The sequence below is a fragment of the Gordonia sp. ALPHA1B1 genome (assembly GCF_005502615.1).
Lineage (GTDB): Bacteria > Actinomycetota > Actinomycetes > Mycobacteriales > Mycobacteriaceae > Gordonia > Gordonia hongkongensis.
Genome location: NZ_SCOC01000063.1, coordinates 1 through 10,982, shown reverse-complemented (window position 1 = coordinate 10,982; position 10,982 = coordinate 1). Strand labels below are relative to the sequence as shown.

12 protein-coding genes and 1 pseudogene are annotated in these 10,982 nt (G+C 67.6%); 8 read left to right on the top strand and 5 right to left on the bottom strand.

Translation table 11 applies throughout. The features are described from left to right. Positions 1–183: 183 nt before the first annotated feature. On the bottom strand, positions 184–555 hold the full coding sequence (locus FFS52_RS22815; RefSeq protein ID WP_223258956.1) for a LysR family transcriptional regulator substrate-binding protein: 372 nt from the start codon (positions 553–555) through the stop codon (positions 184–186). On the opposite strand from FFS52_RS22815, the pseudogene FFS52_RS22810 reads away from it, so the two are divergent. From FFS52_RS22810 to FFS52_RS22795, 4 genes and pseudogenes are all read left to right on the top strand, one after another. Further along, a pseudogene (locus FFS52_RS22810) lies at positions 545–784 on the top strand (DUF4440 domain-containing protein); the annotation flags it as partial. The gene FFS52_RS22815 and the pseudogene FFS52_RS22810 sit on opposite strands and share 11 nt — an antisense overlap. A gap of 103 nt (positions 785–887) precedes the next feature. Further along, positions 888–2,288 (top strand): phosphotransferase family protein, encoded by a 1,401-nt coding sequence (locus FFS52_RS22805; protein WP_137811004.1) that lies wholly within the window; start codon positions 888–890, stop codon positions 2,286–2,288. Between the two features lie 37 nt (positions 2,289–2,325). Then, entirely contained in the window at positions 2,326–3,597 is a 1,272-nt protein-coding gene (locus FFS52_RS22800; protein ID WP_137811003.1) for an acyl-CoA dehydrogenase family protein, read from the top strand. A gap of 13 nt (positions 3,598–3,610) precedes the next feature. Next, positions 3,611–4,087, top strand: a complete 477-nt coding sequence (locus tag FFS52_RS22795; RefSeq protein ID WP_065629435.1) for a hypothetical protein — start codon at positions 3,611–3,613, stop codon at positions 4,085–4,087. 152 nt (positions 4,088–4,239) lie between these two features. On the opposite strand, the gene FFS52_RS22790 is transcribed toward FFS52_RS22795, so the two are convergent. From FFS52_RS22790 to FFS52_RS22780, 3 genes are all read right to left on the bottom strand, one after another. Further along, positions 4,240–4,767 carry a DUF1697 domain-containing protein gene (locus FFS52_RS22790; RefSeq protein ID WP_068971456.1) on the bottom strand — a complete coding sequence of 176 codons (528 nt, stop codon included), beginning with the start codon at positions 4,765–4,767 and terminating at the stop codon, positions 4,240–4,242. Continuing rightward, the gene (locus FFS52_RS22785; RefSeq protein WP_068971455.1) at positions 4,764–6,053 is read right to left on the bottom strand and encodes a DUF4185 domain-containing protein; all 1,290 of its coding nucleotides are present in this window, start codon (positions 6,051–6,053) and stop codon (positions 4,764–4,766) included. Before FFS52_RS22785 ends, FFS52_RS22790 begins: the two co-directional genes overlap by 4 nt. 200 nt (positions 6,054–6,253) lie before the next feature. After that, positions 6,254–7,021, bottom strand: coding sequence for a methyltransferase domain-containing protein (locus tag FFS52_RS22780; RefSeq protein ID WP_137811002.1), 768 nt, complete (start codon positions 7,019–7,021; stop codon positions 6,254–6,256). Between the two features lie 59 nt (positions 7,022–7,080). On the opposite strand from FFS52_RS22780, the gene rnhA reads away from it, so the two are divergent. From rnhA to FFS52_RS22765, 3 genes are all read left to right on the top strand, one after another. Beyond that, entirely contained in the window at positions 7,081–7,575 is a 495-nt protein-coding gene (rnhA, locus tag FFS52_RS22775; protein ID WP_068971454.1) for a ribonuclease HI, read from the top strand. Next, positions 7,572–8,483 (top strand): D-isomer specific 2-hydroxyacid dehydrogenase family protein, encoded by a 912-nt coding sequence (locus tag FFS52_RS22770; RefSeq protein ID WP_068971453.1) that lies wholly within the window; start codon positions 7,572–7,574, stop codon positions 8,481–8,483. Before rnhA ends, FFS52_RS22770 begins: the two co-directional genes overlap by 4 nt. Before the next feature lie 77 nt (positions 8,484–8,560). Beyond that, positions 8,561–9,352: an SDR family oxidoreductase gene (locus FFS52_RS22765; protein ID WP_068971452.1), complete on the top strand. Its 792-nt coding sequence runs from the start codon at positions 8,561–8,563 to the stop codon at positions 9,350–9,352. 14 nt (positions 9,353–9,366) lie between these two features. Here FFS52_RS22765 and FFS52_RS22760 read toward each other — a convergent pair whose 3' ends face one another. Next, a complete protein-coding gene (locus tag FFS52_RS22760) occupies positions 9,367–10,065 on the bottom strand; it encodes a hypothetical protein (RefSeq protein ID WP_068971451.1) in 699 nt (232 codons plus the stop codon). A gap of 37 nt (positions 10,066–10,102) precedes the next feature. Here FFS52_RS22760 and FFS52_RS22755 point away from each other — a divergent pair, with 37 nt between their 5' ends. Continuing rightward, positions 10,103–10,684, top strand: coding sequence for a YdeI/OmpD-associated family protein (locus tag FFS52_RS22755; protein ID WP_223258955.1), 582 nt, complete (start codon positions 10,103–10,105; stop codon positions 10,682–10,684). Positions 10,685–10,982: the final 298 nt, after the last annotated feature.

The following is a 10,982-nucleotide window of genomic DNA, read 5'->3' as shown; positions in this document are numbered from 1 at the left end:
CGCTGCCTCAAGCGCTACATCGCCCGCGAAGTGTTCCGCGACCTCACCACTGACCTCGGAGCACTTGACAAGCTATAGGACCCTCTCGCTTCGCTCGCACCTCAGGGAGCAGAGGTCGGGCTCGCAAGCTCGCACCTCAGGGAGCGGGGGATATGCTGAGCCACCGCTCCCCGAGCAACAAGGTCAACCGTTCTTCCCGAACGCGTTCCGGGCAATTTCGACGAACCGTGCTGCAGCAGCGGAGTTTCCCGGCCTCCAGAGCAATCCCAGATGTGCGGTGGCATCGACATCCCGGATCGGCACCCCGACCACGCGGTCGTCGGCCGCGGCGATCGACTCGCTGAGAATGCCGACTCCCATTCCGCTGCAGACCAACTCGATGATGGCGTCCGGCGACGAGGCCTCGATCGCGGGTCGGATGGCTCCTCCGGCGACCGAGGCCGCCGCGTCGAACACGCTTCGGATACCCGCGCCGCGGGGCAGGCAGATGAGCGATCGGTCGCGCAGCGAGGCGAGATCGACGGTGCGGCCCCGGGGCCGGCGCGGTGAGGTCACGCGCGGACGGGCCGCGATCCGGGATCTCTGGGCATCGGTCTTGGCGCACCGGCCGACCTTCGCGCCGGAACCGCCGTTGCCGACCCTGGTATTCGGGGACGATCTCGCACTCACGTCGACTCCACCCCGTGATGGTGCAGGCGCCCGCGCGCAGGTGGTGGCGCGGCAGGCCGACGGATCGTGGGTGCGGATCATCGACCAACCGGAGTTCCAGGCACCGAAGTCCTGAGACTCCGGGCCTGGATTTCTGAGGCCGGATTCAGATCCCGTGCTAGCTTCGCTGTGGTGGCGGTTACATCCGCCGGGCGACGGTGCGAAGGGACGGATCGGGCGTGGGAGTACCGGAAGCGGACGGTGTCGCCGCGAAGATCGCGTCCCGCCTCGCCGACAAGCGTGGCGGCACGCTCTCGGTCGAGGGCGCGAGACTCCTGCCGGCGGGCGCGAGCAGGGCGACGTACGCGGCCACCCTCGTCGACGGAACCGGGCAGGTCGAGCCGATCATCATCCGCGCGGTTCCCGCTGCAACCGACGACGGCGGACTGCGGGCCGAGGCGCAGGTCCTGCGTGCCGCCGCCGACGCCGGGGTGCCGGTGCCGGAGATCCTCGACGCCGGATTCGACGAGGACGACAACGCGCTGGGATTCCCCTATCTGGCAATGAATTTCATCGACGGAGAATCCATCCCGCGGCGCATTCTGCGAGACGATGCCTACGAGGGTGCGCGCGCCGGATTCGTCGATCAGTGCGGCGAGATCCTCGCACGTATCCACCGGATAGACGTCGCACAGACGCCCGGTCTCGGTGATCTCGGCGATCCGATCGACGGTTTGCGGGACCTGTTCCCACGCGAGTTCGATGCGATGCCGGCCGGCCTGGTGCTGGCCACCCAGTGGCTCACGGACAACCGGCCCGAACCGTCACCACGGCACACGCTCGTGCATGGCGACTTCCGGCTGGGAAATCTGCTCGTCGACGCCGAAGGAGTTGCTGCGGTTCTGGATTGGGAACTGGTGCACCTCGGCGATCCCGTCGAGGACCTCGGTTGGCTATGTGCGAAGGCGTGGCGTTTCGGAGGGTCGACGCCCGTGGCCGGGATGGGTGACCGGACCTCGCTCCTCGACGCCTATGCGCGCGAGGCGGGTTGGCGTCCCACCGAACAAGCCCTGCGCTGGTGGGAGCTCTACGCCACCGTCAAGTGGGGACTGATCTGCGCGGTGCAGGCCGCCCGGCACCTCGATGGCGTCGAACGATCCGTCGAACTGGCCGCGATCGGACGCCGAAGTGCCGAGCAGGAGTTCGACGCACTGCTCGACCTGGGTCTCGTGTCGCCGGGACCGGTACCCGATCCGCTGGCCGAGGCGCCGGGCGAGGAACCGGACAACGATCTCTACGGTTCACCGACTGCAGTCGAACTACTCGAGGCGCTCACCGAATTCCTGCGGTCCGACGCGGTACAGGCAGACCTGTCGCCGCAGGTGCGTTTCCATACGAGAGTGGCCGGCAACGTCGTCGACGTCGTGCGTCGACAGATGCTCACCGGTGCACGGGACGCCGAAGCGAGCGCGCAACGTCTGAGTGCGCTCGGGGTCACTGATCAGCACGCGCTGTGCGAGGCCCTGCGTTCCGGCGAACTCGACGGCACCGACCCGAAGGTCCGTGACGCCGTTGTCGCCGACGTGCGGGCGCGACTCCTGGTCGCCAACCCCAAGTACTTCGCGGTCCCTCACCCGTGACCGCCGGACATCCGATCCCAACCGAGAGGGGTTCATCGTGGACTTCGCACTGCCCGAGTCGCTGACCGACTATCTTGCCGAACTCGATGCCTTCATCGAGGCGGAGATCATTCCCCTCGAGCAGACCGACGACAACATCCGCTTCTTCGACCATCGGCGCGAGGACTCCCGAACAGACTGGGAGCGTGGTGGTTTGCCGAACAAGGAGTGGGAAGCTCTTCTGGGAGAGGCGAGACGACGCGCGGATGCGGCCGGCCACTTCCGCTACCCCTTCCCGTCCGAGTTCGGTGGTCGGGACGGATCGAACCTGGCGATGGCGATCATCCGCGAGCACCTGGCGTCGAAAGGTCTGGGGCTGCACTGCGATCTGCAGAACGAGCACGCCATCGTCGGCAACAACATCGGGCTGCTCCTCATGCTCGAGTACGGCACACCCGAGCAGCGGGAGGAATGGGTGGAGGGCCTGGCCGCGGGTACGAAGTTCTTCGCCTTCGGCATAACCGAACCCGACCACGGCTCCGACGCCACGTGGATGGAGACGACCGCCGTCCGCGACGGCGACGACTGGATCATCAACGGCGAGAAGACGTGGAACACCGGTATCCACGCCGCCCATCGCGACATCATCTTCGCCCGCACCAGCGGCGAACCGGGCGAGGCCCGCGGCATCACGGCGTTCCTCGTCGACCCGCAGGATCCGGGTTTCGCCGTGGAGGAATATCTCTGGACGTTCAACATGCCCACCGACCACGCGCACATCACGCTGCGGGACGTCCGGGTGCCGAACTCCGCGGTGTTCGGGGCGGAGGGAGCCGGCCTGCAGGTCGTGCAGCACTTCTTCAACGAGAACCGCATCCGGCAGGCGGCCTCCAGTCTCGGTGCCGCCCAGCACTGCGTCGACCGTGCGGTGGCCTACGCCAACGAGCGCGCGCCGTTCGGCAAGAAGCTCTCGACGAACCAGGCGATCCAGTTCCCGCTCGTCGACCTGCACACCCGGTGCGCGATGATCCGGGCGCTGATCCGCGAAACCGCCTGGAAGATGGACACCTACGGGCCGTTCGCCGCGTCGGCCGAGGTCTCCATGTGCAACTACCAGGCGAACCGGCTGTGCTGCGATGCCGCCGACCAGGCGATGCAGGTGTTCGGCGGACGCGGATACTCGCGGCACGAGCCGTTCGAGCACATCTACCGGCACCATCGGCGCTACCGGATCACCGAAGGTGCCGACGAGATCCAGATGCGACGCGTCGCCGGATACCTGTTCGGTTTCATGTCGGGAAAGGCGCCCAAGGGAGTGCAGTCGTCCTGAGTAGGCTGACCACATGATCGCGGTCATCATCATCGTGGCCACCGTGGTGGTTGCCCTGTTCATCCTCGGCGGTGCCGCCTGGTTCGCGTACGACTCGGACAAACGGGTGCGCACCTTCGCCCGATCCACCGACCTGATTCCCGGCCGACCGGGTCGGGCGCCGGAGAGCTGGGCCACCGACAACACCCGGGAAGCACTGCTGCATCGGCGCATTCGATACGCGATCGCCGACGTGCATGCCAACCCGGCGATCCCGCACGACGACGAACTCGTCGCGGCACGCAACCGCCTCGACGACGCGGTCTTCGAACTCGACGACCGGCTCATCGCATCGGTGGACCTCGGTGGCGAGGAGGCGACCGAAACCCTCGACCGAGCCGAAGCCGGGATCAAGGACCTCGAGAAGCTGCCGAAGAAGCTGTGGGAGGCCCCCCGCGAGGAACAGCTCGCCGACCTCGACCGCGTCGCCCGAGTGCTGTCGCGCGGCTGACGGTCAGATCACCGTCGGCCGTGGCGGCGGGACCGGTTGACTCATGTGCGGACTCCTCTCGACGCGAATGTCTCGTTCGCGGTTCGCTTGGTTCGTCCTGATGACTTCTCCGACGCTACGCCCGTGCCGGGAGCCCGGCCACCGGGCGACACTCAGGGGCCGGCGAGTTCCAGCAGTGTGCGCACGGTCCGCAGGTTGCGGCCGGTGCCCTGTACCCCCAGGCCGCGCGCGATGACCGGTGCGGTCAGGGTCGATCGTCCGGCCCCGTCGGCGTAGCGGATGTGCAGGTCGGACCCGAGGACGCGGACCACATCGTCGCCGAAGTCCATGCGTTCGAACGCGGCCACCTTGTCGCGCGCCGGTTCGCCGGTCAGGAAGTACACGTAGGAGTATTTGTCGTCGACGACGTCGAACGGATGCGCCTCGAGCGCGGCCCGGACCTGTTCGGGCGAGCGGCTGATGACCTCCCGGAACCAGCCGTAGCGATCCTGCAGCGCGGTCTCGAGCGCGCGGTCGAACCGCTCGGGGTCGGCGGGCGGCGAACAGATCAGGTTCCCCGACGCGATGTAGGTCGAGACCTCCGTTGCCCCGAGATCGGCTGCCATATCACGTAATTCGGCCATGGGTAGTTTCGCGCCGCCGACGTTCACCGCGCGGATCAGCACGATGCGCCGGCTCACGAACGTACCTTCGACAGGTCGGTCCGAATCAGCATCACGTTGTAGTCGTCCCACCGGGAGACGACGAAGTAGAGGTCCCTACCCGACGATCGAGGGTGGATGTAGGGCGTGTACAGACCGCTGGACTGCTTGTGCGAGACGAGCACCCGCTCGCCGCTCCACGGACCCACGGGTGACGGCGACGTGCGCATCACGATCGTCCCCGATCGCTCGGTCAGCATGATGAACCGGCCGAGGAATGCGTTGTACGCCACGGACATCTCGCTGACCGGGCCGGCGACGATCGGCGTGGCCTCGGCCGGATTCGACGACCAGCCCGTGCCGCCGCGAAAGTACTGGTACCGGTCGAGGTTCAGGATGTCGGCGGGGCGGAAACGGGCCACGTGAGCAGAGCCGAAACGCCCGTTCGGGGTGCCGTACTGATAGATGTACTCGCCACTCCGGAGAAAGGCGCCCATCTGGAACCGGTTGTGGCCACGCTTCACCTGGGGCACGCCGGGGACCGTCAGATCGGCATTCCAGCGAAGGGTGTTGCTGTCGACGGTCCAGGTCTGACCGTTGTTGTGCGACAAGGCGATTCCCGAATAGTTGGTGTTCCAGCGGCCTGGGCCAAGCCACCGGTGGATCGACATGAAACTGACGAACTGCGTGCCGTTGATCGAGATCCCGCCGGTGGGAATCCGCCCGACCTCGATGTTGCGCACCCCGACCGCGTTGAACATGGGTTGCGCCCACGTCGGGTGGGCCGGTGTCACCGAGGCGCCCGACCGGACCGATCCGGGTACGGCGTTCGGGAATCGGATTCCCTTGGCGAGGTCCGAAGCCGCGTCACTGCGCAGCATCGTGTTGTGCTTCCAGGCCATCTGCCCCGCGCATCGGCCCCAGGTGTCACCGAAGGCCATCAGGATCTGACCGGAGCCGTTGTCCCACGGCACGCCGACGTCGGTCGCGGTGATGCCGAAACGGGTGTCGGTGCGGGCGGGACTTCGGGGACCGGTCACCCAGGAGATGGCTTTGCTGGCGCCGGTGAGCTTCGGGAGCGGGCCCTGCGGCTTCTTCCCATCCGCCCGATAGCTGCCGAAGTCGAGACTGCCCCAGCCGAGCTCGCTGGACCCCGAACTGCCGGTGCTGCCGACATCGCCCCCGGTGATGCCGGTGGCGTTGCAGACCGCGGCTTCGGCGGGTGCGGACACAGCGGCGAGCAGGCCGCCCGTGAGGGCGGCGATCGCGACGGCTGCGAGCACGCGGCGGACCGGGCGCAGACGAATCCGGCTGCGTCGACGCATGGATGTACCCCCTGGGAGATGACAGGTGGTGTCAGTGTTGCAGAAGTGTCAGCTGGGAGAAGCGTCGACGCCAAACCGAAGCCGGTGCGTGACCCGGGAGGAGCGAGCTTGCGAGCCATCCTCCGGCTCCACAAGCCTGACACTGAAGGGAGCAGTGGGGGAGTTGTTTCTCTGGGATCTGGATCGCGGCGCCCAGCGGATCAGCGGCGGGTGGCCACCGCGAACGTGCGGCGGAAGGGCAGGACCGTGCCCCATTCGCGTCGGGGATAGGCCTCGGCGAGGCGCTGCTTGAGATCGGCGACGAACTGCCCCCGGAGTTCGTCGGACAGCGCTTGCATGTACGGGCGGGCGCCGGTGCCGGACATCCAGTCGAACACGGGGTCCTGTCCGTCGAGCACGTGGAAGTAGGTCGTCTCCCAGGCGTCGGCGTGGTAACCGCGGCCGGCGAAGAACTCGAGGTACATCTCGGCGTCGAGTCGGGGCAGTGCCCGCAGGTCGCCGAAAGCTCCCAGATACGGCTCGGTCGCGGCGAGATCGGCGAGGACAGAGTGGGTGGGGGAGTCCGTGTTGTTGGGCACCTGCAGCGCGAACGCGCCTCCGTCGGTGAGGTGGCCGAGCAGTCGGTCGATGACGTCGAGGTGGTCGGGTACCCACTGAAACATCGCGTTGGAGATCATCAGGTCGACCGGCCGGTGAGGCGTCCACTGCGAGACGTCGGCGGCGTCGTAGTTGGCATGCGGATCGGTGTTGTCGCGGATCGCGCGATCGACCATCTCCGCCGAATCGTCGATGCCCAGGATCTCCGCCGACGGCCAGCGTGCCCGAAGGTGCTTGGTGAGATGACCCGGTCCGCAACCCAGGTCGATCACCGACAGCGGGTTGGTCGGGATCTGTGCGATGAGGTCGAGAAACGGACGCGCACGGACGTCGGCGAACTGCAGATAGCGTGTCGGGTCCCACACAACCATGACTCCACCCTAGCCGTGAGCCTGCGATCGGGGGTCGCGGCTGCCGTAGGCTTCCCTGCGTGACAGCTTCCGCGAAACAGGCAACCGACGGCTCCTCCGCAGATCCGGCGGCCGGCTCGGCCGTCGTCGAGATCTCGACCGACGGTGCCTGCCTGGGCAACCCGGGCCCGGGTGGCTGGGGCGCGGTGCTTCGATACAAGGGCACCGAGAAGCGGATCTCCGGGTCGGAGCCGGATACGACGAACAACAAGATGGAGCTCACGGCCGCCATCGAAGGCCTGGCGGCACTGACCAGGCCGTCGACCGTCATCATCTACACCGATTCGACCTACGTGCGCAACGGCATCATGAAGTGGGTCAACGGTTGGCAGGCGAACGGCTGGAAGACCAAGGATCGCAAGCCGGTCAAGAACGCGGATCTCTGGCGTCGTCTGGTCGAGGAGGAGAAGCGACATCAGGTGGAGTGGCGCTGGGTCAAGGGGCATGCCGGCGATCACTTCAACGAGATCGCCGACGAACTCGCGACCACCGCGGCTCGATCGGTGGCCCGATGACGCCGGTGGCGGTGGCCGTCGAACCCGTCCGCGACGAGCATCTGGTCGCCGCGATCGAAGGTGCGGGCGGCCGGATCGTCGGTCTCGACGACGCCCGGGTGCTGGTGTGGATCGGGCCGCCCGGGGAGTTCCCGGAACTGCCGGACGCCGTCGAATGGGTGGCCCTCAAGACCGCGGGGATCGAGGATTTCGTCGCCGCCGACGTACTCGACGACCGTCGGATCTGGACCAATGCGTCCGGCTTCTATGCCGAGAACGTCGCCGAACACGCACTGGCTCTGCTCCTCGCCGGGCTCCGTCAGATCAACACCGCCGTCCTGCGCCACTGGGACAAGGAGCGGATCGACACCGCGGTCCGGTCGCTGCACGGTTCCACGGTCGCCATCGTCGGAGCCGGCGGGATCGGCGCCTCCCTCGCTCCGCGTCTTCGGGCATGTGGCGCTCGCGTCGTCGCGGTGAACCGGTCCGGGCGCGAGGTGCCCGGCGCGCACGAGGTCCGACGGTCGGATGAGTTGGATCAGCTGTGGGGGACGTTCGACCACGTTGTGCTGGCCGCGCCGTCGACGCCGGAGACGCGGCACATGATCAACGCCGAGAGCCTCGCCGCACTACCCGCACACGCGTGGGTGGTGAACGTCGCGCGCGGGCCCCTTGTCGACGAGGAGGCGCTGCACCGCGCGCTGGTCGACGGGCAGATCGCGGGGGCGGCGCTCGACGTGACCGATCCGGAACCGCCCGCCGACGACCATCCGCTCTGGTCGCTTCCGAACGTGATCATCACCCCGCACGTCGCCAACCCGGCGTCGGGTCTGACGCGTGAGCTCGCGCCGTGGGTCGCCGAAAACCTGCGCCGATTCGTCGCGGATGAGGAACTCCTGTCCGTGGTGACCACGAACCGCGACTACTGAGCCCGGGTGACCTGCCGGTTTCGGCCGATTTCTAGAACACGTTCTCGTTTTGTGCCTCGCCGTGGCATGGTCGACGGGTGATTCTCGACAGATTCCGGATAGACGACCAGGTGGCCATCGTGACCGGCGCGAGCCGGGGACTCGGGGCGGCGATCGCGGTCGCCTTCGCCGAGGCAGGCGGCGACGTGGTGATCGCGGCCCGCAGTGAGTCCGACCTCGCGCAGGTCGCCGAGCGCATCCGTGCGGCCGGCCGACGGGCGCACGCCGTCGCCGTGGATCTCGCCGATCCCGACGCCGCGGCGGCACTCGCTCAGACCGCGGTCGATGAGTTCGGTCGCCTCGACACCGTGGTCAACAACGTCGGCGGTGCGATGCCGCGGCCGTTGTTCGACACCAGTCCCAAGCACCTGCGGGACGCCTTCGACTTCAACGTCGGCAACGCGCACGCGCTGGTCGTCGCCGGCGCCAAACAGATCCTCGCGACCACGGGCCAGGGGTCGATCATCAACATCACCTCCGCGGTCGGCCGCGTGCCCGGACGCGCCTATGCCGCCTACGGCACCGCGAAAGCCGCTCTCGCGCACTACACCCGCATCGCGGCGATGGATCTGAACCCGAAGATCCGGGTCAACGGCATCGCTCCCGGCGCCATCCTGACCTCGGCGCTGGAGATCGTCGCCGGCGACGAAGGGATGCGCACCGAGGTCGAGACCTCCACGCCGTTGCACCGCCTCGGTGATCCGGAGGACATCGCCGCGGCGGCGCTCTACCTGGCGTCGCCCGCCGGTGCGTATGTCACCGGCAAGATCCTCGAGGTCGACGGCGGGATCATCGCGCCCAACCTGGATCTCCCGATCCCGGACCTCTGATCGGCCCGGAACGTTCAGTCCGAGCCGCGCTCCAGCGCGCCGGCGATCTGCTGTTCGAGATGTGCGGCCGCCACCCGGGGAACGTCGATGATGCCGTCGAGCTCGGCACGGACCTTCTTGTAGGCGGCCTGCCTCTCGGCCGGCGTGGCGCCGGTGTCGGCGGCGACGTTGATGAGTTTGCGTGCCCGGTCGAGTGCCTCGCGTTCGATGGGGGAGAACCCGGTCTGCTTGCGACGCCGCGCTTCTCGCTCGGCAGCGTCGAACGCGGCGGCGTAGTCGCCGACCGCATCGCGGTACTCGGCGAAGTCGGCTGCGGACATGGAGGCCTCGGCCGTGCCGACGGCGGCGGAATCCGATTCGGGCCGTAGATCATCCGCGCGGACCCGGGCCCGGTGGAAGGCGAGCGTCAACGGTTCGCGCATGTCGGTCATCAGCGGGTACTCGATCAGTGTTGCGAGATCGAGTTCGTAGGCGAACCACTTCTCGTTGAGCGCGTCGTGCTGCTTACGGACCCGGCGCAACTGGTCGGCCGAGGTCGTCGTGAGCTTCAGCTGTTCGGTCTGGGCGTTCGCCTTGATCCGGGCGAGCTCGATCTTGTCCTTGCGTCGCTTCTCGTTGTACTTGCCGATCGAACCGGCCCACCCGCCGACGACCGCGCCGACCGGGAAGATCAGCCACCAGTAGCTCTCGGCGAAGTCGACGATCTCGTTCACGGCTCAAATGTACCGAGAGAAGGCCGAGGTCATTAGGGTGAACACATGGCCGACCCAAGACGCGCCGAAGCTCAGCCTCGACACCGTCGAGGCCTGGCGAGAGTGGTTGCGCGACAACCATGAGACCTCGCCGGGGGTGTGGCTCGTCTTCTGGCGCAAGGGTTCGGGCCGGGAACCGCTCGACTACGACGAGTGCGTGCGCGAAGCGCTGTGCTGGGGATGGATCGACGGTCACACCCGTGTCATCGACGCCGACCGCCGCGGCATGTGGTTCACCCGGCGCGGTCGCAACAGCGGATGGTCGGCGTCGAACAAGGCGCGGGTCGCCGACCTCGCGGCCGCCGGCCGCATTCAGCCCGCCGGGCAGGCCGTCATCGACGACGCTCAGGCCCGCGGCCTGTGGACGCTGTTCGACGACGCCGAGGCGCTCATCGAATCCCCCGAACTCGCCGCCGCCCTCGACGCCGATCCCGTCGCGCGGGCCAACTGGGACGCGTTCCCGCCGAGTGCGCGCAAGGTCGGACTGTCGCAGCTCGCCCTGGCGAAGCGGCCGGAGACCAAGACCAAACGCATCGCCACCATCGTCGAACGGGCGGCGCGCAACGAGCGGCCGGCGTGACCCTTCGTGACGCGCCCTCCGCAAGCTCCGGGCGCTCCTCAGGGAGCGGGGATTGGTCGCGCCCTCCGCAAGCTCCGGGCGCTCCTAGTAATAGCTGGAAGGGCTGGTAACTGGGACATCCTCCTGATGTGGTCATAAGGGGCTTGGTTATCCCAACCACAAAAGGAGGATGTCAATGTCTAAGGCTAGTCGTTTGAGTCGTGGAGACAAGCGTCGCAACGATCGGTTGAGCAAGTTCCGGGGCATCGTGCGCCGTGACTACGCGGTCGCAGCGATTGATCTGGCGTCGAAAAAGCAA

Coding starts and splice junctions, on each gene's coding strand:
- FFS52_RS22795 (WP_065629435.1), top strand. CDS start 3,611: ATGATCGCGGTCATCATCATCGTGGCCACCGTGGTGGTTGCCCTGTTC.
- FFS52_RS22785 (WP_068971455.1), bottom strand. CDS start 6,053: ATGCGTCGACGCAGCCGGATTCGTCTGCGCCCGGTCCGCCGCGTGCTC.
- FFS52_RS22780 (WP_137811002.1), bottom strand. CDS start 7,021: ATGGTTGTGTGGGACCCGACACGCTATCTGCAGTTCGCCGACGTCCGT.
- FFS52_RS22770 (WP_068971453.1), top strand. CDS start 7,572: ATGACGCCGGTGGCGGTGGCCGTCGAACCCGTCCGCGACGAGCATCTG.